Below are 24,514 nucleotides of genomic sequence, written 5' to 3' on the forward strand. Positions count from 1 at the left end.
CCTTCCCCTCGGCCGCTGCGGTTCATTCGCCCCCGTGGCGGTCGAACCTTGCATCCACGGTAGAGGTCGGCACTGACATAGAAAGCCCGATCGTCGAAAGATCAGCGCACTCGAAGGAGACACTTCTTCGATTCATCTTCGTTTGTGCAGGTGAGGAGACGCGGCGTCCCGGCGGGGACGCTCTCGCATCGCGGTCGCACGTCCCCGCAGGGACGCGCCAGCCGCAGTCTTACGTCGAAACGGCCGGAGCGTCCTTCGTGGTGAAGGACACGGTGATCCACGCATGGGGATCGTCCCCGCCGAGGCGGCCTTCGACGGTGTCGCGGATGCGGTCCCAGTCCTCAAGTGCCCGCGGCGGCAGGCCCTTGGGCACGTAGAAGACGATCTCGACCGTTCGGGACCGTCCCTGTGCCGCGGCATAGACCCGGTAGTCGTCGAATCCTTCGGCGGCACTGACGTCCTCAGCGACCGCCTCGGCGTCCTTCCGCAGTCCTGGAGGGGTGACGAGCGAGACTTCGGACAGTGCCTTGCGCAGCGTCGAGAAGGGAACGGGGATGAGGACGAGGGCGACGACGGTGAGGACGGCCGGGTCGACGTAGGGCATGAACCATTCCGCCTCGGTGCCGTCGATGATCATGCCGATGACGAAGGCGATGAGCAGGGCGCCGGTGACTCCGCCGGCCATGATCCAGCCTTTGACGTCCATGGCGACGAACTCCGAGCCGATGCGCCGGTTCGCCCGGTGTTCGAGGACACCCATGACCACGGTGATGACGACGACGACCGCGGCGTAGACGACGGCGGGGCCGAAGTCGACCTCCCGTCCCCCGCTCAGCAGCGCCGAGACCGCCTGGAAGAGCGCGTACGCGGCCACCCCCATCATGAGCACGGAATTGACGAGGAGGACGATCGGCTCGAAGTGCCAGAAGCCCATCGTGAACGCGTTCTGGGTACGCACCGAGAGCCGATTCGCCACGGACCGGGAGATGAGGCCTGCGACGGTGAGGGAGACGACGGACATCACCGCGTCCATGAGTGAGAACACCCCGTCGAAGAGGATCGCGAACGACCCCGAGACGAGACCGAACCCGATGCCGAGCACGGAGACGAGGAGGATCGCTGCGAGGGAGACCTTGAGTGCCTGCTGTTCGGTGCGCATGTGACGGTTGGGTCCCTTCACCTCGGCGGATGTCCTCGAACCATCCTATCGATCTCGCCGAGGCGCTCGCCCGGTCCCACACATCACGACGCGTCCCCGCGGGGACGCATCAGGGGATCTGACGTCCCCGCCAAGACGCGTTCAGCGCGCACCGGTGCCGAAAGCATCGACTCCGGTCAGTCTCGCCGACTCACGCCACAGACGTTCCGCGGCGTGAGCATCGAGTGCGTACTCGCGCACTCCGCCGTCCTCGATCGGCGAGCCGGGGGCAGCCACAGGCGCGACATCGCAGTCTTCGCAGTAGAGCCCTCCACGGCCCTCGAGCGCGGGTGACGTCGCCGCCCACAACCCGGTTGCAGCTCCTTGCGCGGCAGATTTGAATCCCGCGCCGATGACCGTGCCGTTCTCATCGATCCATCCGCGTTCGACCTGCTCAGCACGCGTCATGTCCCTCTGCAGGCCGGTGATGATCGAACCCGGATGCAGGGAGAACGCCCGGACACCACTCGTGCGACCGAGAGCATCGAGGTGGACGGCGGTGAGCACGTTCGCGGTCTTCGCCTGACCGTAGGCGAGCCACTTGTCGTAGCCGGTCCCAAAGTACATGTCGTCCCACCGGATGTCAGAGAGGTGATGGCCGACCGAGGAATAGGTGACGACGCGCGCGTCATCGGCGTCTGCCAGAAGGGGAAAGAGACGGTTGATGAGCGCGAAATGCCCCAGGTGGTTGATCGCGAACTGGCTTTCCCAGCCCGGGCCCACCCGTCGTTCCGGCGACGCCATCACTCCGGCTGCCGTGATGAGCAGCTCCAGCCGCTCGGTCTCGGCGGCCACCCGTTCGGCGGCGCTCCGGACGCTGTCGAGGTCGGCCAGGTCCATGGGGATCACCGTCACACCACTCAGAGCGCCGACAGCCGATAGGGCTGCGTCCATACGCCGTGCAGGGACGATCACGCGGGCGCCCGCCCTGGCCAGCGACCGTGTCGTCTCCAAACCGAGACCGGAATAGCCACCGGTGACCACCGCAGTCGTTCCGCCCATATCGATACCGTCAAGCACCTCGTCGGCGGTGGAGGAGGCGCCGAATTCCACTCCGATCGGAGTCTGTTCACTGTGAGTCATGCCACGACACTACGAGCTAGAGTGAACTCGAGGTCAAGGGATGGGAGCACGACGATGAGTGACCACGGCGAAGCGACGACGTACACGATCGGCGACGTGGCCGAGCAAACGGGAATGAGTGTGCACGCCCTGCGGTACTACGAGCGGATGGATCTTCTCATCGCCCCCGTCGACAGGTCGCCGAGCGGTCGACGCATCTACACCGCTGCCGACCTCGAATGGCTGCAGGTCTGTGTCCGCCTCCGCGAATCCGGCATGCCACTGACCGAACTCCAGCGCTTCGCCTCCCTGGTCCGCCAGGGACCGGGCAACGAACACGACCGTCTCCGGATCCTCAACGACCACCGCGAACGAGTCGACGCTCAGATCCGCGCGCTCGAGGAGTGCCGAGAGGTCATTGAGTGGAAGACGAACGTCTACGCCGCGCATGTTGCCGACGGTTCTTCGGCCGGATCGTGGGACAGAGAGCCGGGCACCGTCTAGGCTCATCCCATGAGCACCGCCGACTACGAGACCCCGACCCGCGACTCCTACGATGCGATCGCGCAGGCCTACACCGATTGGGTCTCCGCCGAACTCACCGCCAAACCCCACGACCGCGCCGTCCTCGGCGCCTTCGCCGAGCTCGTCCTCGCCACCGGACACACCGAGGCGATCGACCTCGGGTGCGGCCCCGGCCGGATCACGGCCTTCCTCACCGGCCTCGGCCTCGACGCGACCGGGCTCGACCTCTCCCCGGAGATGATCGCCCAAGCCTCCCAGCTCTACTCCGACCTCAGCTTCACCACCGGATCGATGACGTGCCTGCCCTACCCGGAGAACAGCTTCTCCGGAGCACTCGCGTGGTATTCACTCATCCACATCCCCGATGACCGTCTCGACCGGGTCATCGCCGAGGCGGCGCGGGTCCTGCGCCCCGGCGGGTACTTCCAGCTGGCGTTCCAGCTCGGCGACTCGGTCGACCACTTCTCCGACCTCGCCGGCTACGACGTCGACCTCGACTTCCACCGCCGCAGCATCGACGACGTCGTCGCTGTCCTCACCGCCCACGGGTTCTCACTCGTCACCCGGATGGAGCGCGAACCCGACACAGCCGGCCGCTACCCGGAATCGACCCCGCAGGGGTACGTGCTCGTGCGCCTTGAGACGAGCGACCGCCTCGGCGAGGATCACTACTGACACACGAGGACGGAGTCGACCCGAACGGATGAGATGATGGTCGACATATGAGCATCGACATCGTCTTCCACACCCCGGAGATCCCCGGCAACACCGGCAACGCGATCCGGCTCGCCGCCGTCACCGGCGCGCACCTCCACGTCGTCGAACCCCTCGGCTTCGACCTCACGGACGCGAAGCTGCGTCGCGCCGGACTCGACTACCACGACCTCGCCCACGTCACCGTCCACCCGGACCTCGATCACCTGTGGCAGACCCTGGGTCAACGTCGGGTCATCGCGTTCACGACGCACACGACCGACTCCTTCGCCGAGGTTGCCTACGAGGACGGGGATGTCCTCCTCTTCGGGCAGGAGTCGACGGGTCTGCCCGCCGAGGTCGTCGACGACGACCATGTCGACCTGCGGGTGCGGATCCCGATGCTGCCTGGCCGCCGCTCGCTCAACCTCGCGAACTCGGCGTCGATCGCGATCTACGAGGCATGGCGCCAGCACGGATACGCGGGCGCGTAGACTTCTCGCGAGAAGTCTCCCGTGAAAGGACCACCATGACCGCCAAGCTGCTCACGATCGCCGGTTCCGACGTCTCCGGCGGTGCCGGACTCGAAGCCGACCTGAAGATGTTCGAGGAGTACGGTGCCTTCGGCACCGCCGTCGTCACCTGCATCGTCACCTTCGACCCCGACAACGAGTTCGGTCACGCGATCGACTTCATCGAGCCCGAGGTCGTCAACCGTCAGCTCGGCTCGGCGCTCGCCATCCACGAATTCGACGCGATCAAGTCGGGCATGCTCGGCTCCGTCGAGTCCGCCCTCGTCCTCGCCGAGGACCTCAAGTCCAACGAGCTCCCCTACGTCTTCGACCCCGTCCTCGTGTGCAAGGGCTCAGGGTCGATGGTCGACCTCAAGGACCTCTTCGTCGACAACCTCGTGCCTCTGGCCACGGTCATCACCCCGAACCTCGAAGAGGCGGCCGTCCTCGCAGGTCTCGAGCCCATCGACTCGGTCGAGGGCATGATCGAAGCCGCGAGGATCATCCACGGTCAGGGCGCGAAGAACGTCGTCGTCAAGGGCGGTGCGCGCCTGGCCGGTGAGGACGCGATCGACATCCTCTTCGACGGTGAGACGGTGACGACGCTGCGCTCGCGCAAGGTCAACGAAAAGCTCGTCAACGGCGCAGGATGCTCGTTCGCCTCGTCGATCGCCGCCGGCATCGCCACGGGCCTGTCGATCACCGACGCCGTGGTCAAGGCGAAGGAGACCGTGGCGCATGGGATCGCTGCGAGCCTGGACAACGCCACCGGCGTCTCGTCCCTGTTCCACCCCGCCGCCCGGACGTCTCCGTCCGCCGAGGTGGTCGTCTCTCTCAGCTGATCCACGCGTCCCCGCGGGGACGCGGAGACACGGTCGTCGGCCAGGCGTCCCCGCGGGGACGCCTGGCAACACACAACCGCCCCGCGCACCTTTCGGTGCGCGGGGCGGTTGTCAGAGCTGTGCGGTCGGGACCGCGGGTGATCAGCGCTTGCCGAAGCCCTTGTAGCGGTCCTTGAACTTCTCGACGCGACCGGCGGAGTCGAGGATGCGCTGCTTGCCCGTGTAGAACGGGTGCGAGGCGCTGGAGATCTCGACGTCGATGACGGGGTAGGTGTTGCCGTCTTCCCATTCGATGGTCTTGTCGCTCTTCGCGGTCGAGCGAGTGAGGAACTTGGTTCCGGAGGCGAGGTCGTTGAACACGATCGGCGCGTATTCCGGGTGGATGTCCTTCTTCATATTCTTACCTTTGCTGAATCCGCTCAGGCGCCTGGTATGGGTCCAACCCATCTGCCAGTGCCCGAATTCGTCTGCTGAAAACGCTTCACGCCGTAGGAACCGGACGCGAACCGACAGTCCAGTCTAACCGACGCGGGCACGCAAAGCGATTCGACACCCGGCCCTCCGACTCACCGGTGTCTCCTAGACTGCTTCCATGACCACTGGTTCACCCACGCGGGCGCGTCTGAGCGCCCAGTTCGATGTCCGTCCCGCCTCTTCCGCGCCCGAGCTCATGGCCGCCTCCACCGCCGCAGCTCTGCCCACCGTCACGGGTGAGGTCGAGGTCTTCGCGATCGATCCGGAGATCGCCGACACCGCGGCACTCCTCGATGCCACGGGCCTGGGGCCGGAGACCTCGGCGAACTGCGTCCTCGTCGCCGGTGCCCGCAGCGGTGAGGAGCGGATCGCTGCCTGCCTCGTCCTCGCCGATACGCGGGCGGACGTCAACAAGCGGGTGAAGAAGCTCCTCGACGTCCGCAAGGCCTCGTTCCTGCCGATGGACCGCGCGGTCGGCGAGTCGGGCATGGAGTACGGCGGCATCGGCCCGATCGGTCTGCCGGAGGACTACCGCGTCCTCATCGACTCCCGCGTCGCCGCAGCCGATGAGATCATCATCGGCTCCGGCATCCGCGGGTCGAAGCTGTTGCTCTCTGGGCCTACGCTCGCGTCCCTGCCCGGCGCCGAGGTCATCGACGGTCTCGCCGTCGAGATCGGCTGAGACGCCGGGTCTCAGCGCGCGGCGACCGTCGTTTCCCGACTGGGCGCACTGTCGAGCCCGGCCTGTTCGAGGACGAACTCGATGAGCGGTCCGTAGAGGTAGGGGTTGACGTCGTCATCGAGGGGCACGGTCGTCTCGATCGCGCCCTGATCCTCGGCGACGAAGAGCGCCGGATCGTTGCAGTCGGCGTAGCCGACGGTCCGCAGTCCCCGCGCCGAGGCGGCACCAGCCCACCCGTGATCGGCGACGATGAGGTCGGGGCGGGGTTCACCGCGACGGTCGAGGTCATCGAGGAGGGCGTGCATCGGCTCGGCGAGGTGGGTGTGCGGGGTGCCCCCGTGGAGGTGCCACAGCCACACCCGGTTGAGTTCGCGGCAGTCCCCGCCGATCCCGGGCACGGAGACCTGCCCCACCTGGCGGACGATGCGGGCACCGTGGGCTTCGGCCGCCTCGGCGATGGCCATATGGACGGGGAGGAGGCCTGCGGGGTGACCGGTCGCGAAGAGGATGGTCCCTCCTGCCCGGGCGACGTCGCCAATGGCGCCGGCAAGCCGGGCGAGGGCGGCGATGCAGGACTCGGTGGAGATCGTGTCGACACCCGAGGTGAACTCGGGGTCCGGACGGAGACCGGCACGATCGACCATGAGGGCGAAGACGGAGTCGAAGTCCCACTCGCGGGTGAGTTCGACACCGAAGTCGAACTGCCTCTCCCCGGCGAGGAAGCGGCGGATGTGCTCGAGGTTGTTCTCCCTCGGTGTCGCCACCTCCCCCGTGATGCGTCCGGTCTCCAGGGCCTGGGCAAGTGTCGTGCGGTCCACTGATCTCCTCATTCGGGGCGCCTGTGCTGCCACAGCGCCGGTCTCTCCGCCATCGCCGGTACGGTCCCGGCGACGGCTCCCCACCACTGTATACAGTCCCGGGTCTGCGCCCTTGCTCACACTGCCTGAGCACGGCGGCGGCTGACGAGTGTTCGCACCCTGTTCACGCACCCGTCATTCCCGCCTCCGCCGTTTCGGCACTCGGCTGGGAGGATGTGAGGTCTCCCCATCGACGACGAGCGAGCGTACGCTGGTGACATGAGCTCAACGATGCGCCTCATCACCGATCCTGCGGCCTGGATCGAGCGTGCCTTCGCCGATCCCGATGAGGACGTCATTCTCGCCAGTCCGCGCTTCGTCCACGCGTTCAGTCAGCGCATCGCCGAGGCGGCCGCCGGATCCGCGCGGACGTGGGCGGTGGTGACGACGATCGATCCCGTCGCCGTCGTCCGCGGGAGTCTCTCGATCGACGGCCTCCAACTCCTCCTCGATGCCGACGTCCAGGTCCAGCACGTCGACCGGCTGCGTACCCACTGCTTATTCGTCGGTCGGCGGGCGCTCCTCGGATCGGCGAACCTCGGCAGAGCCGACGAGAGAGCGGTCTACCTCGACGGTGAGGAAGCTGCGGCCGAGAACTTAGCATCGCCGATGGAGCTCGCCGTCGAACTCACCGAGGATCACCTCGCCGAGGCGTGGGCGCAGATCTCCCGGCGTCGCTCCGTCGTCGTCGACGCCCAGGACCTCGACTGGCTGCGGGCTCAGGTCCGGGAAGCCTGAGGCTCACGCCCCCTGGAGGGCGAAGCACGTGACCGCCGAGGCGGCGGCGACGTTGAGGGAGTCGACTCCCCCGCTCATCGGGATCATCACCGTCGAATCGCTCGCCGCGATCGTGCCCCGCGCGAGTCCGTCTCCTTCGGTGCCGAAGACGACAGCCGTGCGCGCAGGCGCCGCGGCCGCGAACTCCTGGATCGAGACCGAGTCCTCGTCGAGGGCGAGGGCCGCGACGTGGAAGCCGAGCTGCCGCAGGGTCTCGACCCCGCCGGGCCACGGGTCGATCCTCGTCCACGGCACCTGGAACACCGTGCCCATCGACACCCGGATCGCCCGCCGGTAGAGCGGATCGGCACACCGCGGGGTGACGAGCACCGCATCGACGCCGAACGCGGCGGCCGACCGGAAGATCGCCCCGACGTTCGTGTGATCGACGACGTCCTCGATGACGACGACGCGCTTCGCCTCGGCGAGGAGATCGGTGACGAGCGGCAGCGAGGGCCGGTGCATCGCGGCCAGCGCCCCGCGGTGGAGGTGGAAGCCGGTGAGCGCCTCGACGGCGGCATCGGAGCCGATGTGGATGGGTGCGTCGTTCGTCGCGATGAGGTCGGCTAAGTCGAAGAGCCATTTCGGGCTCGTCAGATACGACCGCGGGGTCATCCCGGCGGCGTGGGCGCGGCGGATGATCTTCGAGGACTCGGCGATGAAGAGCCCCTCCGCGGGTTCGCGGACGCTGCGCAGGGCGACGTCGGTGAGCGATGTGTAGTCGGCGAGCACGCCCCCGCTCGCAGTCGCCTCGGCGAGGTCATCGGGTTCGAAGAAGCGGAGGCGCTCGGCTGCGATGCCGAGCTCGACGGCGCGGGCGATGATCTGCTCACGGGTGAGCGGGGCTTTGGCGGGGGTATTCACAGGGTGAGGATCCTCACGATCGCGACGAGGCCGAGGACGACGATGACGGCGCGCAGCAGTCCGGGTGAGAACTTCCGGCCGATCCGCGCGCCGAGGTAGCCGCCGATGAGCGAGCCGACGGCGACGCAGACCACCGCGGTCCAGTTGATCCGGTCGTGGCCGACGATGATGTACGTCGTCGCCGAGACCGTGTTGACGACGAGGACGAGGACGTTCTTCAGCCCGTTGAGCCGCTGCAGGTCGTCGGAGAGGACGAGGCCGAGGAGCGCGACGAGGATGATCCCCTGCGCCGCGGCGAAGTAGCCTCCGTAGATCGCGGTGAGGAAGATGATGACGAACGCGAGCACGGTCTTCCCGACCGAGAGACCCCCGGACTCAGCCTCGGCGAGGTCACCGTCGTGGTCCTCCCCGCGTCGGCGCAGCGCCCGCCGTTTGAGGTAGCGGGAGAGGGAGGGCTGGCCGACGACCATGATGAGCGCGAGGACGAGGAGGATGGGGACGATCGTCTCGAAGGCATCCTCGGGCAGGTGGAGGAGCAGGTAGGCGCCGATGAGGGAGCCCGCCAGGGAGGCGGGGATGAACCCGGCGAACCGCTTCCACTGGCCCCGCAGCTCCTCCCGGTACCCGAAGGACGAGGCGATGTTGCCGGGGACGAGGCCCACGGCGTTGCTCATCGTCGCCACCACCGGGGGCACCCCGAAGGCGACGAGCACGGGGAAGGTGATGAGGGTGCCCGAGCCGACGACGGCGTTGATCCCGCCGGCCCCTACCCCGGCTGCGACGATGAGGGCGATCTGCCAGAGTTCCATGGCCTCCATGCGCTGCGGCCGGACCTAGGACTGCGAGCGGGCGTGGAAGCGCTGTCCGTCGCGGCTGAGCTTGACGTCGATGCCGAAGGTCTCCGACAGGTTCTCCGCCGTGAGCGTCTCATCGATCGGACCGGCGGCCACGGGGGTCCCGTCGCCGAGGAGGAGGGCATGGGTGATCCCGGCCGGGATCTCCTCGACGTGGTGGGTGACCATGATCGTCGCCGGAGCCCACTTCGAGGAGAGGATCTCGGTGAGTGCGCTGAGCAGCTCTTCCCGACCGCCGAAGTCGAGCCCGGAGGCGGGTTCGTCGAGGAGGAGGAGCTCGGGGTCGGTCATGAGCGCGCGGGCGATCTGGACGCGCTTGCGCTCGCCCTCGGAGAGCGTGCCGAACGTGCGGTCGGCCAGGTGCATGATGTTGAACGCGGAGAGCAGGTCCTTGGCACGGTCGATGTCCGTCGCCTCGTACTCCTCGACCCAGCGCCCGGTCACTCCGTAGGCCGCGGTGAGGACGGTGTCGAGCGCGGCCTCCGAGTTCGGGATCCGTCCGGCCAGCGCCGTCGAGGCGTAGCCGATGCGCGGGCGCAGTTCGAAGACGTCGACGCGTCCGAGGCGCTCCTCGAGGATGCCGACCTTGCCCGTCGTGGGATGCATGCGCCCGGCTGCGAGTTCGAGCAGCGTCGTCTTGCCGGCACCGTTGGGTCCGAGCACGACCCAATGCTGGCCTTCGGAGACGGTGAGGGAGAAGTCGCGGAGGAGGAAGTTCGTCCCCCGGCGCACGGACACATTATCCACAGTCAGGACATCACTCATATCTCCCAACTCTATCTCAGGGGTGGGTCTATTCTGGTCCGACATGGACGCACAACTCGACTCACTCCTGCTCGCCCTGGCGGTCAACCATCGGCTGGCCGGAACGCTCGCCCCCGACGAGGTGAGCGCAGCGTTCCTCGACGCGGGACGTGAGGTTCCCCTCATCGTCGCCGACGCCGTCCTCGGCACCGACACCCCCACCGGTCTCCTCCTCTTCGCCGCCGCGGCACAGGCCGCCGGGATCACCCACGCCCGGCTCGCCCTTCAGCATCCCTCGCTGCCGCACACGACTCCGCCGGTGGACAAGGCCGACCGTGCCCGGGTCGGCCGGCACCCCGCCCCCGTCGTCCTCCACCGCGGGGCCCATCAGGCGGGGATCATGCTCATCGGCGCCGAGGAGAATGTCGAGGTCATCGCGTGCCGGGACTCGGTCTTCCGCCCCGTGAGCGTCGACACCCCCGCCGAGGCGCTGCGACGCCTGCGCCTGCTCGTCATGGAGGGTCTGGGCCTCATCGAAACGGTCGAGGTGCCCGAGGAGTGGCGCTCGGCCCCGTGGCGCGACTGGCAGTCCGATCTCTCCGACGACCATCCGCTCATGACCCTGCTGCCCGTCGACGCGGATTCGCGGGCGATCTTCGCCGCCCTCGACATCCACGAACGGATGCGCACCGTCCTGGCACCTGCCACCGTCGCCCCTCCGGTCTTCGGGGACCTGCTGTCTCGCCTTCACCCGGCGTCCGCCGCCTACGTCATGGCTGTGGCTACGATGAAGGGGTGAGAGACTCCCGCGCACTTGCCGCCCCTGTCCAGCTGCTCGTCATGGACGTCGATTCGACGTTCATCAACGAGGAGGTCATCGACCTCATCGCCGAGCATGCCGAGGTCGGCGACCTGGTCGCCGACATCACGGAGCGGGCGATGGCCGGTGAGCTCGACTTCGCCGCCTCCCTGGCCGAGCGCGTCGCCCTCCTCAAAGGGCTGCCCGAAAGCGTCATCGACGAGGTCCGTGAGCGCATCACGCTGACCGAGGGCGCACCCGAGCTCGTCGCAGCCGTCCACGAGGCAGGCGGTGTCGTCGCGCTCGTCTCCGGCGGCTTCACCTCGATCATCGGGCCCCGCGCGGGGGCGCTCGGCATCACCGAGGTCCATGCGAACGGCCTCGAGGTCGATCAGGGGCGTCTGACCGGGCGGACCGAGGGACGGGTCGTCGACCCGAGCGCGAAGGCCGCGATCCTGGCCGAGCTCACCTCCCGATACGACTGCGACCCCGAGCGGACCGTGGCGATCGGTGACGGTGCCAATGACATCGCCATGATCACCCGGGCCGGGCTCGGGGTCGCGTTCTGCGGCAAGCCCGCGCTCGTCGCCGCCGCCGATGTCGCCATCGACCGGCGGGACCTGCGCGAGGTGCTCAGGTTCCTCTGAGTCAGATCCCTCGGAACGAGCGGATCTCGGGGACCGGGAAGCTTCCGGGTTCGACGTTCCACGAGGACACGTCGAAGACGGCGATCGAGGAGGGACGGAACCCGTCGGGCACCCCCGCGTCCGCGGAGAGGTGGCCGATCACCTCGGCGACGGTGGGCTGATGGCCGACGATGTACGCGCACTGGGCACCCGCCGGGATCGACCGGATCGCGTCCATCCAGTCCTCGACTCCCCCTCCGTAGAGGGACTCGTCGACGGTGAGCTCGAGGTCGGTCCCCGACTGTCGATTGACGGCTTCGACGACGGCCTGACCGGTCTGGACGGTGCGCTTGGCCGCCGAGGCGATCGCCACCTCAGGCGTCCATCGCTCGGCGATCTCCGCGCCGGCCTCGACCGCCTGGGCGAGTCCCGTCGCATTGAGGGTCCGCTCGAAATCGCTGGGGCCGTCAGCCTCCGCCTTCGCGTGGCGGGCGAGGATGAGCACTGGCATGGCGCGGTCCTCAGGCTCCGGTGGAGTGGAAGCCGCCGTCGACGTGGACCATCTCGCCGGTCGTGGCGGGGAACCAGTCGGAGACCAGCGCGACGATCGCCTTGCCGGCGGCCGACGTGTCCTTCTGGTCCCAGCCCAGCGGTGCGCGATCGCCCCACATGTCCTCGAGCGTCTCGAAGCCGGGGATCGAGGTCGCAGCGGTCGTCTTGAGCGGGCCGGCGGAGACGAGGTTGACGCGGATGCCCGTGTCCCCGACGTACTTCGCGAGGTAGCGGGCGGTCGACTCGAAGGCGGCCTTGGCCACTCCCATCCAGTCGTAGACCGGCCACGAGATCGTCGCGTCGAAGGTGAGGCCGACGATGCCGGCGCCCGGGTTGAGCACGGGCAGGGCTGCGACGGTGATCGCCTTGAGCGAGTAGGCGGAGACGTGGATGGCCGCCTGCACCGACTCCCACGGGGTGTCGAGGAAGACGCCGCCGAGGGCGTCCTTCGGGGCGAAGGCGATCGCGTGGACGATGCCGTCGATGTTGCCTTCGAGGCGCTCGGGCAGAGCCGCGAGGTCCTCTTCGTTCGTCGCATCGAGTTCGATGACGCGCGGGGTCACGGGCAGGCGCTCGGCGATGACCTGGGTGATCTTCATCTGCCGGCCGAAGCTCGAGAGGATGACCTCGGCTCCCTGTTCCTGCGCGATCTTCGCGGCGGCGAAGGCGATCGACGCCTCCGTGAGCACACCGGTGACGAGGATGCGCTTTCCCTCAAGAATTCCCATTGCGGTCCTTTCTCAGTTCAGTACTCCGCGAACGCGATTCGTCGCGCCGCAGAGGAGGTTGGTTGTCAGTGTCCCATGCCGAGGCCGCCGTCGACGGGGATGACGGCTCCGGAGATGTAGGACGCGTCGTCGGAGGCGACCCAGCGGACGACGCGGGCGACCTCGTCGGCTTCGGCGAAGCGCTTGGCGGGGATCGTCGCCAGGTACTCCTTCCGCTGCTTCTCGTCGAGTTCATCGGTCATGTCGGTGCGGATGAAGCCGGGAGCGACGACGTTGGCGGTGATGCCGCGGGAGCCGAGCTCACGGGTGATCGAACGGGCGAGGCCGACGAGGCCGGCCTTCGACGCCGAGTAGTTGGACTGTCCGGGCACTCCGTAGAGGCCGGAGACCGAGGAGATGAGGACGATGCGTCCCTTCTTCGCCCGGATCATGTTCGTGATCGCCCGCTTGACGGTGCGGAAGGCCCCGGCGAGGTTCGTGTCGAGGACGGCGTCGAAGTCGTTCTCGCTCATCCGCATGAGCAGGTTGTCCCGGGTGATGCCGGCGTTGGCGACGACGACCTCGACGGGTCCGAGCTTCTCCTCGACCTCGGTGAAGGCGCGGTCGAGGGATTCGGCGTCGGTGACGTCGGCGGCCACGGCGAGTGCGCCGTCGGGGGCGTCGCCGTTGCGCGAGGTCACGGCCACCGTGTCTCCGGCGGTGAGGAACTCCTCGGCGATGGTGCGGCCGATTCCGCGGTTGCCTCCGGTGACGAGGACTACTCGGGGTTCTGACACGGGACTCTCTCCTGTAGGTCGACGATACAGACCCAACCTATCGTGTTTGGTCCGACCTCGACATGCTCACACAAAGCAAGCGTATGATTTTGTAGGTAGACCCGAGTGAAGAAGGTTATGTCCAGGCACCCGCAGCAGATCACGACAGCAGACACTGCTCTCGACGACGACATGAAGTCGCGGATCATCAAGTACTCGATCACGATGACGATCCGCACCCTCTGCTTCGTTGCCGCCTATTTCGCATTCGCAGCCTCGCAGCACGTGCTCATGTGGATCTTCGTCGCCGGCGCGGTCCTTCTGCCCTACCCTGCTGTGATCTTCGCCAACGCGGGACGTGAGCGCACCCGCGACGACCGCTCGGCGCTCATCGACTCGGCCCCGCTCACCCAGCTGCCTCCCGGACGCGGGGAGACGATCAGCGAGGACGGGACGACCGTCATCGACGGCGAGACGGTCGTCGATAGCGAGACGGTCGTCGACGGTGCGACGGTGGCCGGGGACGCTGAGGCGGGTCCAGCGGCGTCGCAGCCCTTCCGCGGCGACGACGGGCGCGAGCACCTCTTCACCGCCGACATCGACGGCGAGGTCGTCGACGAGGGCGACCTCGACGACGCGCGCGAAACCGGCGACGGGCGTGGACGCGACGAGAGGCCCGGATCCGGCGACGCCACGGGTGGGCGCCGATGACGGAAGCACTGCGATGCTCGGCCAAAGGCTGCCGAGCCGATGCCGCACGGGCGATCCTGTGGAACAATCCGAGCCTGCACACGCCCGAGCGGCGGAAGGTCTGGCTCGCGTGCGACGAGCACCTCGACCGTCTGCGTGAGTTCCTCACCCTGCGCGGTTTCTACCGCACCGACGTGACCATCGACGAGATCCCGGAGGGCGCCGGCTGATGTCCCGCTATTCGTTCCTGCTCAGCAGCCGCTGGCTCAAGTACATCGCGATGACGATCGTCGTCGTCGTCGCCTGCGTGTTCCTCGCACTCTGGCAGAAGGACCGCCGCGCCGAACGCCAGCATGAGATCGACACGATCAATGCGAACTACTCCGCGGCCCCGGTCGACATCGGAGCGATCCTGCCGACCACCTCGGCGACTCTCGATGCCGACGACGAATGGCGTCCGGTCAGCCTCACCGGGCAGTACCTCACCGCGGACACCGTGCTCGCCCGCAACCGGACGGTGAACGACAAGGTCGGCTTCTACGTCGTCGTTCCCTTCCGGCTCACCAGCGGGGAGACGATCGCCGTCGTGCGCGGGTGGGTGCCCGAGGCCGAGTCCGTCCCCGAGGCCCCGAGCGGCGAGCAGACGATCACCGCTCGGCTCAAGATCGCCCAGGACGGATCCGAGGACACCAACCCCGCCGGGATGATCAAGGCGATCGATCCCGCCCGGATCCCCGGCATGGACGACGCGTATGCCAACGTCTACGCCGAGGAGGCCGACGTCGACGCGACCGCGGGGCTCACTCCCCTGCCCGAACCCGACGTCAACCCCGGCAACCACCTCTCCTACATGCTCCAGTGGTTCGCGTTCGGGATCATGATCATCATCGCCGTGTCGATCTCGGCCAGGCGTGAGCGCCGGGCGACCGCTGAGGCGCTCGGCACGGATGCCGGGGAGGCCGAGTACGTCGTCGTCGACAAGGCCGCCCTCGATGCGGGCGCGAAGATGACCCAGCCCGGGTCACGATACGGTCGCGGCCGCTTCGTCACCCCGAGTGCGCGCGGACGCGACGAAGCCGACGAGGACGAACTGCTCGAGGAGCGCTTCCGCAGCCGGTGAGACCGCGCAGCCGGTGAGCCGGCTCAGCCCGTGAGATCGCTCAGGTGAGGGTGACGAGGTCGAGGTAGCTGTCGTTCCACAGGTCCTCGTCGCCGTCGGGCAGGAGGAGGACCCGGTCCGGGTCGAGGGCCGCGACCGCTCCCTCATCGTGGGTGACGAGGATGATCGCCCCCTCGTACCGGCGGATCGCGGAGAGGATCTCCTCACGCGATGCCGGATCGAGGTTGTTCGTCGGCTCGTCGAGGAGGAGGACGTTGGCACTCGAGACGACGAGCGTGGCGAGTGCCAGGCGCGTCTTCTCCCCGCCGGAGAGGACCCCGGCCGGTTTGTGGACGTCGTCTCCGGAGAAGAGGAACGAGCCGAGGACGTTGCGCACCGCGGTGTCGTCGAGGTGCGGGGAGTTCCGGCGCATGTTCTCGAGCACGCTGAGTTCGAGGTCGAGGGTCTCGTGCTCCTGCGCGTAATAGCCGAGCTTGAGTCCGTGACCGGGGACGACCTCACCCGAGTCGGGTTCGTCGAGACCGGCGAGGAGACGCAGCAGCGTCGTCTTGCCGGCACCGTTGAAGCCGAGGATGACCACGCGTGAGCCCTTGTCGATTGCGAGGTCGACGCCGGTGAAGACCTCCGTCGACCCGTAGCTGCGGGAGAGACCCGAGGCGGTCAGCGGCACGCGACCGCAGTCGGCGGGGGCCGGGAATCGGAGGTTCGCGACCTTCTCGGCGCTGCGTTCGTCCTCGAGGCCCGCGAGCATCCGCTCGGCGCGTTTGACCATCTGCTGGGCGGCGACGGTCTTCGTCGCCTTGGCCATCATCTTGTTCGCCTGGGCGGTGAGCGCTGCGGCCTTCTTCTCGGCGTTCGCGCGCTCCCGCCGCCGGCGCCGCTCGTCGTCCTCCCGCTGCTTGAGGTAGAGGCGGTAGCCCATCGAGTAGATGTCGATGGTCTGTCGCATCGCATCGAGGAAGAAGACCTTGTTGACGACTTCGTCGATGAGGTCGAGGTCGTGGCTGATGACGATGAGTCCGCCCGAGTACGCCTTGAGGTAGTCGCGCAGCCAGAGCACGGATTCCGCGTCGAGGTGGTTCGTCGGCTCGTCGAGGATCATCGTGTCCGGGGCGGAGAAGAGGATCCGGGCGAGTTCGACCCGCCTGCGCTGACCGCCGGAGAGCGTCCCGATCTCCTGGTTGACGAGGTCCTCGTCGAGGCCGAGGTTCGCGGCGATCGCATAGGCCTCGGATTCGGCGGCATAACCGCCGGCGGCGACGAACTCGGCTTCGATGCGCGGGTAGCGGTCGATCGCCTTCGCGGCGACGTCCGCATCGGGTGAGGCCATCTGCCTCTCGGCCTTCCGCAGCCGCTTGACAAGGACGTCGAGGTCGCGGGCCCCGAGGATGCGCTCCTTGGCCGTGGCCTGCAGGTCGCCGCTGCGGGGATCCTGAGGCAGGTACCCGACGGTGCCGGAGACCGAGACGGATCCGGCATTGGCGGGGTGACCGCCCATGATCACCTTCGTCAGGGTCGTCTTCCCTGCGCCGTTGCGTCCGACGAGTCCCACCCGGTCGCCCTTGTCGACGCGGAAGGAGACATCGGACATGAGGGTGCGGGCGCCGACGGCGACCTCGAGGCCGGAGGCCTGGATCATTCGCTCTCCAAACTGCGGCCGATGAGCTCGGCCAGGTATTCCTGTGGGTGGATTCCCCGGGCCCGGGCCCGGGAGACGAGGGCGTCGGCGACGTGGGCGGGCACGCGTGTTGAGACGACGGTCGTCGCGGACTCAGCGGTCGCCTCGGCGAGGGCGGCACCGACGCTCACCGGCGTCCCCGCGGGGACGTATCCCGGACCCTCCGGGACCGGGGTGCCCTTCTGGAACGCGGTCGCAGCGGCCCGCGCGCGGTCGTCGGCGGCTTCGTTCATCGCATGGTTGCTGTGGCCTTTGACCCATTCGAACTCGACCTCGCGGCCGGTCAGCGCCGCGTCGAGGGATTCGAGGAGGTCGCGGTTGAGGACCTCCCTGCCGTCGGCCTTCTTCCAGCCCTTGCGCTTCCAGCCGGGCATCCACTTCGTCAGCGCGTTGATGACGTACTGGGAGTCGCAGAAGACCTTGAGGTCCTCACCGGTGTCCGCGGTCGCGTCGAGGAGGTCGAGGACGGCCATGAGCTCACCGCGGTTGTTCGTCGCGTTCTTCCATCCGCCTGCCCGCCAGCTCTCGTCGTCGATGTACCACGCCCACCCAGCCGGTCCGGGGTTGCCGAGGGCGGAGCCGTCGGCGGCAGCGATGATCGTCACAGAGTTCTCCTCGATGTCTGAGCCCGGGCAGCAGAGTCTCGGTCCCGCCGGTCGGCGGACCCGGACCATTCTTTCATGTCCGCTCCGGGCGCGCAGACAGGACCGCTCGTGCGCTCCCCCACACGCACATCGCCGAGGTGGGACGCCCGGTTCCGGGGTCCCACCTCGGCGGTGGTCTCAGACGTCCCCGCGGGGACGCGTCCTCAGATGTTGAAGCCGAGCGCCCGCATCTGCTCGCGGCCATCCTCGGTGATCTTCTCGGGACCCCATGGCGGCATCCACACCCAGTTGATGCGGTAGGCGGGCACGATCCCGTCGAGGCACTGGGCGGTCTGGTCCTCGATGACGTCGGTGAGCGGGCACGCCGCCGAGGTGAGGGTCATCTCGATGACGGCGGTGCCGTCGTCCTCGACGGTGAGTCCGTAGACGAGTCCGAGGTCGACGATGTTGACGCCGAGCTCGGGGTCGACGACGTCCATCATCGCTTCGCGGACCTCTTCGACGCTGGCGTTCTGCGGTGCGTCTATGACTTCGGGCATCACTTCTCCTCGTTCTCTGCTGAAGCGCTGTCAGCTGTCGCATCTGTCCCGGCCTGCGCCTGGCCGGCCTGCGCCTGGCCAAGCGCGTCCTTGAACGCCATCCATGCCAGGAGGGCGCACTTGATCCGCGCCGGGAACTTCGACACTCCCTGGAACGCTGCGGCGTCGCCGAGTATTTCCTCGTCGGCCTCCCCGGTTCCGCGGGAGTGCATGAGCTCGTGGAAGGCGGCTTCGATCTCGAGCAGCTCCGGGACCGTCGCCGAGGCGGCGAGCTCGGTGAGCACGGACGCCGAGGCCATCGAGATCGAACACCCGTCGCCCATCCAGCGCACGCTCACGGTGCCGTCGGCGCCCAGCTCCGCTTCGAGCTCGATCTCGTCCCCGCACGTGGGGTTGACCTGGTGGGAGTACCCATGGGGTCCGGTCGCCGAGTCCCCGAGCAGGGCCGAGTTGCCGATGCGCGAGCGCGAATGGTCGAGGATGACCTGCTGGTAGAGCTGCTCCATCTGCGTGGTCATGACGCCTGCCTTCCCGCGCTCTCCTCCGTGAGCCCGAAGAACGGGCGCACCTCGGCCAGGGCCGTGAGGAAGCGGTCGACGTCGTCGGTGTTGTTGTACAGGTACGTGCTCGCCCGCGTCGAGGCGGTCACCCCGAAGCGCCGGTGGAGCGGCTGCGCGCAGTGGTGTCCCACCCGCACGGCCACACCCTTGGAGTCGAGGTACTGTCCGACGTCGTGGGCGTGGACGCCGTCGACGTCGAAGGCCACCGTCCCGATCCGCTCCTCGGCATCGCCGAGGATGCGGATCCCGGGGATCTCCCGGATCCCCTCGAGGAGGCGGCGACCGAGCTCCCGCTCATGGTCGAGAACCTTGTCGAGGCCCACCTCGGCGAGGTAGCCGATGGCCGTGGCGAAGGCCGCGACCTCGGCGACCGGCTGGGTGCCGGCCTCGAAGCGCTGGGGGGCGGACATGAACTCGGCTGAGTCCATCGTCACCGTCGTGATCATCGACCCGCCGGTGAGCACGGGCGGCAGCGCGTCGAGGAGCTCCGACTTCCCCCAGAGGACGCCGAGACCGGTGGGCCCGAGCGCCTTGTGGGCGGAGAACGCCGCGAAGTCGACGTCGAGGGCAGCGAAGTCGACGGGCATGTGCGGCACGGACTGGCACGCGTCGAGGACGACGTACGCACCGACCTCGCGGGCACGGGCGACGAGCCGGTCGACGGGGTTGATCGTGCCGAGGACGTTGGAGACATGCGTGAACGCGAGCACCTTCGTCGTCTCATCGACGATCGTCTCTAGGTCGGCCAGGTCGAGCTCTCCGGCGTCGGTCACCGGGATCCACCGCAGCTGCGCGCCGGTGGCCTCGGCGAGCTGCTGCCACGGCACGAGGTTCGCGTGGTGCTCCATCTCGGTGACGACGATCGAGTCGCCCTCGCCGAGGGCGAAACGGCTGGCGGCCTCACCGCCGAAGCCGTGGCTCGCCCGGTCCATGCCGAGTGCGACGATGTTGAGCGCCTCGGTGGCGTTCTTCGTCCACACGACCTGGTCCGGGGCGCCCCCGACGAGCCCGGCCACGGCCGCGCGCCCGTTCTCGAACGCATCGGTGGCCATGACGGCCAGCGAGTGCGCGCCCCGGTGGACGGCGGCGTTGCGCTGCGTGAAGTACTCCGTGAATGTGTCGATGACGCATTCGGGCTTCTGTGAGGTCGCCCCGGAGTCGAGGTAGGTCAGCGGTGACTCCCCGACCCTCGTCTCGAGGATCGGGAAGTCACCGCGCAGCCGGGAGAACATCAGACCGCGGCGGAGAGGAAGCGGTCGTAGCCTTCGTTCTCGAGGCGCTCGGCCAGTTCCGGTCCGCCCTCCTCGGCGACCTTGCCCTTGACGATGACGTGGACGAAGTCGGGCTTGATGTAGCGGAGGATGCGCGTGTAGTGCGTGATGAGGAGCACGCCGACATCGGTGGTCTCACGCACCCGGTTGACGCCTTCGGAGACGATGCGCAGGGCATCGACGTCGAGGCCGGAGTCGGTCTCGTCGAGGACGGCGAACTTCGGCTTGAGCATCTCCATCTGGAGGATCTCGTGGCGCTTCTTCTCACCGCCGGAGAAGCCCTCGTTGACGTTGCGGGTCGCGAACTCGGGGTCGACGCGCAGCTGCTCCATCGCCGACTTGAGGTCCTTCGTCCAGTTCCGCAGCTTCGGCGCTTCGCCGTCGATGGCGGTCTTGGCCGAGCGGAGGAAGTTCGTCACGGTGACGCCGGGGACCTCGACGGGGTACTGCATGGCGAGGAAGAGACCGGCCTTCGCCCGCTCGTCGACGGTCATGTCGAGGACGTCCTCACCGTCGAGGGTGACGGATCCGGAGGTGACCTCGTACTTCGGGTGACCGGCGAGGGAGTAGGCGAGGGTCGACTTGCCCGAGCCGTTGGGGCCCATGATCGCGTGGGTCTGGTTCGAGTCGATCTCGAGGTTGATGCCGTTGAGGATCGGCTTCTGGCCGGCCTCGGTGTTGACGCTGACGTGCAGGTCGGAGATCTTGAGCTTGGACATGGTTATCCTTTTCAGTTCACAGTCGTGTTCGGGTCGATGAGGATGCGGCCGGCGACCTCTTCGCAGGCATAGACCGCAACGGGTTCGAAGGCCGGGGGGCTCAGCGGGGCGCCGGTGTTGAGGTCGAACTGCGAGCCGTGGAGCCAGCATTCGATGGCGCAGCCCTCGACGTCGCCTTCGGCCAGGGACACCTCGCCGTGGGTGCAGAGATCGTCGATGGCGTGGATGACGCCGGCGGAGTCGCGGGCCAGGCAGATCTCCCGGCCCACGACGTCGACCCGCACGGCTTCTCCCGCGGCCACGTCGGCGGCGGCCGCGACGTCGATCATGCTCACAGGACGCTCCGGGCGAGTTCGTCCTCGATGCGCGCGCTGAGGACGTCCTCGATCTCGGGGACCTGGATCTTCTGGATCACCTCGTTGAAGAAGCCGCGGACGACGAGCTGCCGGGCGACGTCCTCCGGGATCCCGCGCGACATGAGGTAGAAGAGGTGCTCCTCGTCGAAGCGGCCCGTCGAGGAGGCGTGGCCCGCACCCTCGATGTCGCCGGTCTCGATCTCGAGGTTGGGCACCGAGTCCGCGCGCGCCCCATCGGTGAGGATGAGGTTGCGGTTGAGTTCGTATGTGTCGATGCCGAGCGCTTCGGGGCGGATGAGGACGTCGCCGATCCACACGCTGCGCGCATCCTTGCCCTGCAGAGCGCCCTTGTACATGACGTTCGACGTCGCCTTCGCGGTGTTGTGGTCGATGTACGTGCGGTGCTCGAGGTGCTGTCCGGCATCGGCGAAGTAGAGGCCGAGGAGCTCGGCCTCCCCGCCGGTGGCGGAGTAGCGGACGTTGGCGTTGAGGCGGACGACGTCGCCGCCGAGGGTGACGACGATGTGCTTGAGCTTCGCGTCCTTGCCGACGATCGCATCGTGCTGGCCCAGGTGCTGGGAGCCGTCCTCCCACAGCTGCAGGGAGACGAAGGTGAGGTCAGCGCCGTCGCCGACGACGAGGGAGACGAGCTCGGAGTACCGGGTCAGTCCCTCGTGTTCGACGACGATCGTCGCCTTGGAGTTCGCTCCCACGGAGACGACGACATGGCCGTGGACGAGGTCCGTGCCCGCGCCGTCGGCGTGGATGATGACTGCCTCGTCGAGTTCGGTGTCGGCGGGCACAGAGTAGTGCGTCACGGTGCTCGTGCGCTCCGCGGCGACGGCTGCGGCGCGGTCCTCGGGCTCGAGGATGCCGAGCTCCTGGGCGGCGTCGAGCGAGATCTCCTCGACGGTCACGCCGGCCGGCAGGTCACCGGTGACGGTGAGCTTCGCCTCGGTGGGGGCGTCGGCGAAGAAGTCGCTCAGCCTGCGCACGGGCGAGAACCGCCACTCCTCCTCGCGGCCGGACGGGACCGGGAAGTCGGCGACAGAGAAGCTGCGCGTGCGTGCGTCGCGCTTCGCGTCGGGCACGTGGACGCCGGCACCGTGCGAGTGCTCGGAGACGCCGAGCGGATTGGTCGTATCAGTCACAAATTCTCCTTGAAGGTCAGGTCGCAGTCGGGCTCAGCCCACTGCGCCTTCCATCTGCAGTTCGATGAGGCGGTTGAGCTCGAGGGCGTACTCCATCGGCAGCTCACGGGCGATCGGCTCGACGAAGCCGCGCACGATCATCGCCATCGCCTCGGTCTCCTCGAGGCCGCGAGACATGAGGTAGAAGAGCTGGTCCTCGCTCACCTTCGACACGGTCGCCTCGTGGCCGAGCGTGACGTCGTCCTCGCGGATGTCGATGTAGGGGTACGTGTCCGAACGGGAGATGTTGTCCACGAGCAGGGCGTCGCAGAGGACGTTGTTCGACGATCCCTCGGCACCCGGGTAGACGTGGACGAGTCCGCGGTAGCCGGCCCGACCGCCGCCGCGGGCGACGGACTTCGAGACGATCGAGGACTGCGTGTGGGGGGCGGCGTGGACCATCTTCGCCCCCGTGTCCTGATGCTGTCCCTCGCCGGCGAAGGCGACGGAGAGCGTCTCGCCGCGGGCGTGCTCGCCGGTCAGCCAGATCGCGGGGTACTTCATCGTCACCTTCGAGCCGATGTTGCCGTCGACCCATTCCATCGTCGCGCCCTCTTCGGCGATCGCGCGCTTGGTGACGAGGTTGTAGACGTTGTTCGACCAGTTCTGGATCGTCGTGTAGCGGACGCGGGCGTCCTTCTTCGCGATGATCTCGACGACCGCCGAGTGGAGGGAGTCCGTCTTGTAGATCGGGGCCGTGCAGCCTTCGACGTAGTGGACGTAGGAGCCCTCGTCGGCGATGATGAGCGTGCGCTCGAACTGGCCCATGTTCTCCGTGTTGATCCGGAAGTAGGCCTGCAGCGGGATCTCGACGTGGACGCCCTTGGGGACGTAGATGAAGGATCCGCCCGACCACACGGCGGTATTCAGCGCGGAGAACTTGTTGTCGCCGGCCGGGATGACCGAGCCGAAGTACTCCTCGAAGATCTCCGGGTGCTCCTTGAGACCGGTGTCGGTGTCGAGGAAGATCACGCCCTGGCTCTCGAGCTCCTCGTTGATCTTGTGGTAGACGACCTCGGACTCGTACTGCGCGGCGACGCCGGCGACGAGGCGCTGCTTCTCGGCTTCGGGGATGCCGAGGCGGTCGTAGGTGTTCTTGATGTCCTCGGGCAGGTCCTCCCACGACTGGGCCTGGCCCTCGGTGGAGCGGACGAAGTACTTGATGTCGGCGAAGTCGATGCCCGAGAGGTCGGCGCCCCAGTTCGGCATCGGCTTCTTCTCGAAGAGGCCCAGCGCCTTGAGGCGGCGCTGGAGCATCCATTCCGGTTCGCCCTTGAGCGTCGAGATGTTGCGCACGACGGCTTCGGAGAGCCCGCGCTCCGCTGCGGCGCCTGCGTCGTTCTCGTCGTGCCAGCCGTACGCGTACTGCCCGAGGTCTTTGAGCTCGGGGTTCGCTTCGATGATCGGATTGCTGGTGTCAGTCATCGTGAACCTCCTTGAGGTCGATCGTTTGCGTGGATGGGTGGCCTGGTGAGTTCCGAGGTCGGGATGTGGGTGGTGCAGACGTGGTCGCCGTGCGCCAGTGATGAGAGACGGCGGACGTCGACCCCCAGATACTCCGAGAACATCGCGAGCTCTGCTTCGCAGATCTCGGGGAACTCAGCCGCCACGGATTGGATCGGACAGTGCCCTTGGCACAGCTGCATCGCCTCGAGCGGGGTTCCGGCGGCCACCGGCGTCGCCGAGGCGGCGTAACCCTCCCGAGTCAGTGCTGAGGCCAGCGCGCGGGACCGGGAGGCGACGGAGCGTCCGCCCCGCTTCTCCAGCTCCCCGCCGAGCCGCTCGCGCAGCTTGGCGACGAAGTCGTCGGAGAAGGCGCCCACCGCGTCCGCTCCCATCCGGCCCTGGAAGAACCGGAGGATGTTCACCGCGAGCTCGTCGTAGGAGCGGCTGAGCTCGTCATGTCCGCGGGAGGTGACCACGTAGTGCCTGGCGGGTCGTCCCCGACCTGCCTGCTTTCCGGCGAAGCCGCGGACTTCGATGAGCCCCTCGGCTTCGAGCGCGTCGAGGTGACGACGGATCGCCGCCGGGGTGAGCTCAAGCCCTTTGGCCAGAGCCGAGGCGGTGATGGGTCCGTCGTCGAGCACGGAACGGAAGACCTTCTGCCGGGTCCGGCTGTCGTCCGCGTCGTTCGCACTCATGCTCCACCTCCTTGACTAACACAACACTATTGTTGCGTAAATTGTTTCGTAAAACTAGGTCAGCCTAACTCCCCGGCCCGTTTAGGCAGGACCATTCGACG

General features: G+C 67.8%; 31 protein-coding genes. 11 read left to right on the top strand and 20 right to left on the bottom strand.

What is annotated here, in order from left to right:
* Positions 1 to 229: 229 nt before the first annotated feature.
* Both ACQ1RG_RS13430 and ACQ1RG_RS13435 read right to left on the bottom strand, forming a co-directional pair.
* Complete coding sequence (locus ACQ1RG_RS13430) at positions 230 to 1,159, bottom strand: cation diffusion facilitator family transporter (protein ID WP_259800996.1); 930 nt, start codon at positions 1,157 to 1,159, stop codon at positions 230 to 232.
* A gap of 141 nt (positions 1,160 to 1,300) precedes the next feature.
* A complete protein-coding gene (locus ACQ1RG_RS13435; RefSeq protein WP_232252584.1) occupies positions 1,301 to 2,251 on the bottom strand; it encodes an SDR family NAD(P)-dependent oxidoreductase in 951 nt (316 codons plus the stop codon).
* A gap of 84 nt (positions 2,252 to 2,335) precedes the next feature.
* Here ACQ1RG_RS13435 and ACQ1RG_RS13440 point away from each other — a divergent pair, with 84 nt between their 5' ends.
* The 4 genes from ACQ1RG_RS13440 to ACQ1RG_RS13455 are packed head-to-tail and all read left to right on the top strand — an operon-like array spanning position 2,336 to position 4,832.
* Entirely contained in the window at positions 2,336 to 2,764 is a 429-nt protein-coding gene (locus tag ACQ1RG_RS13440) for a MerR family transcriptional regulator (RefSeq protein WP_009375887.1), read from the top strand.
* A gap of 9 nt (positions 2,765 to 2,773) precedes the next feature.
* A complete protein-coding gene (locus ACQ1RG_RS13445; RefSeq protein ID WP_009375889.1) occupies positions 2,774 to 3,460 on the top strand; it encodes a class I SAM-dependent methyltransferase in 687 nt (228 codons plus the stop codon).
* A gap of 47 nt (positions 3,461 to 3,507) precedes the next feature.
* Positions 3,508 to 3,972 (top strand): tRNA (cytidine(34)-2'-O)-methyltransferase, encoded by a 465-nt coding sequence (locus ACQ1RG_RS13450; protein WP_063250289.1) that lies wholly within the window; start codon positions 3,508 to 3,510, stop codon positions 3,970 to 3,972.
* 35 nt (positions 3,973 to 4,007) lie between these two features.
* Positions 4,008 to 4,832 carry a PfkB family carbohydrate kinase gene (locus ACQ1RG_RS13455; RefSeq protein WP_131247667.1) on the top strand — a complete coding sequence of 275 codons (825 nt, stop codon included), beginning with the start codon at positions 4,008 to 4,010 and terminating at the stop codon, positions 4,830 to 4,832.
* Positions 4,833 to 4,973: 141 nt separating this feature from the next.
* Here the strand turns inward: ACQ1RG_RS13455 and ACQ1RG_RS13460 are convergent, their stop codons facing one another.
* Complete coding sequence (locus ACQ1RG_RS13460; RefSeq protein WP_009375892.1) at positions 4,974 to 5,228, bottom strand: type B 50S ribosomal protein L31; 255 nt, start codon at positions 5,226 to 5,228, stop codon at positions 4,974 to 4,976.
* A gap of 196 nt (positions 5,229 to 5,424) precedes the next feature.
* Between ACQ1RG_RS13460 and ACQ1RG_RS13465 the strand changes: the two genes are divergently transcribed.
* Positions 5,425 to 5,988 carry a YbaK/EbsC family protein gene (locus ACQ1RG_RS13465; RefSeq protein WP_131247669.1) on the top strand — a complete coding sequence of 188 codons (564 nt, stop codon included), beginning with the start codon at positions 5,425 to 5,427 and terminating at the stop codon, positions 5,986 to 5,988.
* 11 nt (positions 5,989 to 5,999) lie between these two features.
* Here ACQ1RG_RS13465 and ACQ1RG_RS13470 read toward each other — a convergent pair whose 3' ends face one another.
* Positions 6,000 to 6,806, bottom strand: a complete 807-nt coding sequence (locus tag ACQ1RG_RS13470) for a phosphatase (RefSeq protein ID WP_131247671.1) — start codon at positions 6,804 to 6,806, stop codon at positions 6,000 to 6,002.
* A 258-nt stretch (positions 6,807 to 7,064) separates the two neighbouring features.
* Here ACQ1RG_RS13470 and ACQ1RG_RS13475 point away from each other — a divergent pair, with 258 nt between their 5' ends.
* Entirely contained in the window at positions 7,065 to 7,583 is a 519-nt protein-coding gene (locus tag ACQ1RG_RS13475) for a hypothetical protein (RefSeq protein WP_131247673.1), read from the top strand.
* A 3-nt stretch (positions 7,584 to 7,586) separates the two neighbouring features.
* Here ACQ1RG_RS13475 and ACQ1RG_RS13480 read toward each other — a convergent pair whose 3' ends face one another.
* The 3 genes from ACQ1RG_RS13480 to ACQ1RG_RS13490 are packed head-to-tail and all read right to left on the bottom strand — an operon-like array spanning position 7,587 to position 10,105.
* Positions 7,587 to 8,486, bottom strand: coding sequence for a TrmH family RNA methyltransferase (locus ACQ1RG_RS13480; protein WP_131247675.1), 900 nt, complete (start codon positions 8,484 to 8,486; stop codon positions 7,587 to 7,589).
* On the bottom strand, positions 8,483 to 9,295 hold the full coding sequence (locus ACQ1RG_RS13485; protein WP_259801175.1) for a sulfite exporter TauE/SafE family protein: 813 nt from the start codon (positions 9,293 to 9,295) through the stop codon (positions 8,483 to 8,485). Before ACQ1RG_RS13485 ends, ACQ1RG_RS13480 begins: the two co-directional genes overlap by 4 nt.
* Before the next feature lie 24 nt (positions 9,296 to 9,319).
* Entirely contained in the window at positions 9,320 to 10,105 is a 786-nt protein-coding gene (locus ACQ1RG_RS13490) for an ABC transporter ATP-binding protein (RefSeq protein WP_131247679.1), read from the bottom strand.
* A 43-nt stretch (positions 10,106 to 10,148) separates the two neighbouring features.
* Between ACQ1RG_RS13490 and ACQ1RG_RS13495 the strand changes: the two genes are divergently transcribed.
* Both ACQ1RG_RS13495 and serB read left to right on the top strand, forming a co-directional pair.
* Positions 10,149 to 10,883, top strand: a complete 735-nt coding sequence (locus ACQ1RG_RS13495) for a hypothetical protein (RefSeq protein WP_144587557.1) — start codon at positions 10,149 to 10,151, stop codon at positions 10,881 to 10,883.
* Positions 10,880 to 11,530: a phosphoserine phosphatase SerB gene (gene serB, locus ACQ1RG_RS13500; RefSeq protein WP_131247683.1), complete on the top strand. Its 651-nt coding sequence runs from the start codon at positions 10,880 to 10,882 to the stop codon at positions 11,528 to 11,530. The genes ACQ1RG_RS13495 and serB overlap by 4 nt, the downstream gene beginning before the upstream one ends.
* A 1-nt stretch (position 11,531) precedes the next feature.
* On the opposite strand, the gene ACQ1RG_RS13505 is transcribed toward serB, so the two are convergent.
* The 3 genes from ACQ1RG_RS13505 to ACQ1RG_RS13515 all read right to left on the bottom strand — a co-directional run bounded on the left by ACQ1RG_RS13505 (position 11,532) and on the right by ACQ1RG_RS13515 (position 13,565).
* Entirely contained in the window at positions 11,532 to 12,020 is a 489-nt protein-coding gene (locus tag ACQ1RG_RS13505; RefSeq protein WP_131247685.1) for a SixA phosphatase family protein, read from the bottom strand.
* Positions 12,021 to 12,030: 10 nt separating this feature from the next.
* The gene (gene fabI / locus ACQ1RG_RS13510; RefSeq protein ID WP_131247687.1) at positions 12,031 to 12,789 is read right to left on the bottom strand and encodes an enoyl-ACP reductase FabI; all 759 of its coding nucleotides are present in this window, start codon (positions 12,787 to 12,789) and stop codon (positions 12,031 to 12,033) included.
* A 65-nt stretch (positions 12,790 to 12,854) separates the two neighbouring features.
* Complete coding sequence (locus tag ACQ1RG_RS13515) at positions 12,855 to 13,565, bottom strand: beta-ketoacyl-ACP reductase (RefSeq protein ID WP_259788489.1); 711 nt, start codon at positions 13,563 to 13,565, stop codon at positions 12,855 to 12,857.
* Between the two features lie 117 nt (positions 13,566 to 13,682).
* Here ACQ1RG_RS13515 and ACQ1RG_RS13520 point away from each other — a divergent pair, with 117 nt between their 5' ends.
* Genes ACQ1RG_RS13520 through ACQ1RG_RS13530 form a run of 3 tightly spaced genes read left to right on the top strand, consistent with a single transcriptional unit; the run spans position 13,683 to position 15,354 of the window.
* Positions 13,683 to 14,255, top strand: a complete 573-nt coding sequence (locus ACQ1RG_RS13520) for a DUF3099 domain-containing protein (RefSeq protein ID WP_131247691.1) — start codon at positions 13,683 to 13,685, stop codon at positions 14,253 to 14,255.
* Positions 14,252 to 14,464, top strand: coding sequence for a hypothetical protein (locus ACQ1RG_RS13525; protein ID WP_111473056.1), 213 nt, complete (start codon positions 14,252 to 14,254; stop codon positions 14,462 to 14,464). The genes ACQ1RG_RS13520 and ACQ1RG_RS13525 overlap by 4 nt, the downstream gene beginning before the upstream one ends.
* Positions 14,464 to 15,354: an SURF1 family cytochrome oxidase biogenesis protein gene (locus ACQ1RG_RS13530; RefSeq protein ID WP_009375917.1), complete on the top strand. Its 891-nt coding sequence runs from the start codon at positions 14,464 to 14,466 to the stop codon at positions 15,352 to 15,354. The genes ACQ1RG_RS13525 and ACQ1RG_RS13530 overlap by 1 nt, the downstream gene beginning before the upstream one ends.
* 40 nt (positions 15,355 to 15,394) lie before the next feature.
* On the opposite strand, the gene ACQ1RG_RS13535 is transcribed toward ACQ1RG_RS13530, so the two are convergent.
* From ACQ1RG_RS13535 to ACQ1RG_RS13580, 10 genes are all read right to left on the bottom strand, one after another.
* Entirely contained in the window at positions 15,395 to 16,993 is a 1,599-nt protein-coding gene (locus ACQ1RG_RS13535; protein ID WP_009375919.1) for an ABC-F family ATP-binding cassette domain-containing protein, read from the bottom strand.
* Positions 16,990 to 17,637 (bottom strand): ribonuclease H family protein, encoded by a 648-nt coding sequence (locus ACQ1RG_RS13540; RefSeq protein WP_201670956.1) that lies wholly within the window; start codon positions 17,635 to 17,637, stop codon positions 16,990 to 16,992. Before ACQ1RG_RS13540 ends, ACQ1RG_RS13535 begins: the two co-directional genes overlap by 4 nt.
* Before the next feature lie 203 nt (positions 17,638 to 17,840).
* Entirely contained in the window at positions 17,841 to 18,176 is a 336-nt protein-coding gene (locus tag ACQ1RG_RS13545; protein WP_063250279.1) for a metal-sulfur cluster assembly factor, read from the bottom strand.
* Positions 18,176 to 18,694 carry a Fe-S cluster assembly sulfur transfer protein SufU gene (gene sufU / locus ACQ1RG_RS13550; protein WP_236586861.1) on the bottom strand — a complete coding sequence of 173 codons (519 nt, stop codon included), beginning with the start codon at positions 18,692 to 18,694 and terminating at the stop codon, positions 18,176 to 18,178. The genes ACQ1RG_RS13545 and sufU overlap by 1 nt, the downstream gene beginning before the upstream one ends.
* Entirely contained in the window at positions 18,691 to 19,968 is a 1,278-nt protein-coding gene (locus ACQ1RG_RS13555; RefSeq protein WP_201670958.1) for a SufS family cysteine desulfurase, read from the bottom strand. The genes sufU and ACQ1RG_RS13555 overlap by 4 nt, the downstream gene beginning before the upstream one ends.
* Entirely contained in the window at positions 19,968 to 20,726 is a 759-nt protein-coding gene (gene sufC, locus ACQ1RG_RS13560) for a Fe-S cluster assembly ATPase SufC (protein ID WP_009377232.1), read from the bottom strand. The genes ACQ1RG_RS13555 and sufC overlap by 1 nt, the downstream gene beginning before the upstream one ends.
* 11 nt (positions 20,727 to 20,737) lie before the next feature.
* Entirely contained in the window at positions 20,738 to 21,061 is a 324-nt protein-coding gene (locus ACQ1RG_RS13565) for a non-heme iron oxygenase ferredoxin subunit (RefSeq protein WP_131247697.1), read from the bottom strand.
* Positions 21,058 to 22,233: a Fe-S cluster assembly protein SufD gene (gene sufD / locus ACQ1RG_RS13570; RefSeq protein ID WP_201670961.1), complete on the bottom strand. Its 1,176-nt coding sequence runs from the start codon at positions 22,231 to 22,233 to the stop codon at positions 21,058 to 21,060. Before sufD ends, ACQ1RG_RS13565 begins: the two co-directional genes overlap by 4 nt.
* 33 nt (positions 22,234 to 22,266) lie before the next feature.
* A complete protein-coding gene (sufB, locus tag ACQ1RG_RS13575; RefSeq protein WP_009377226.1) occupies positions 22,267 to 23,697 on the bottom strand; it encodes a Fe-S cluster assembly protein SufB in 1,431 nt (476 codons plus the stop codon).
* On the bottom strand, positions 23,694 to 24,413 hold the full coding sequence (locus ACQ1RG_RS13580) for a helix-turn-helix transcriptional regulator (RefSeq protein ID WP_009377224.1): 720 nt from the start codon (positions 24,411 to 24,413) through the stop codon (positions 23,694 to 23,696). Before ACQ1RG_RS13580 ends, sufB begins: the two co-directional genes overlap by 4 nt.
* Between the last annotated feature and the right edge of the window lie 101 nt (positions 24,414 to 24,514).

This window comes from Brevibacterium sp. K72, from assembly GCF_050562175.1.
Taxonomy (GTDB): domain Bacteria; phylum Actinomycetota; class Actinomycetes; order Actinomycetales; family Brevibacteriaceae; genus Brevibacterium; species Brevibacterium casei.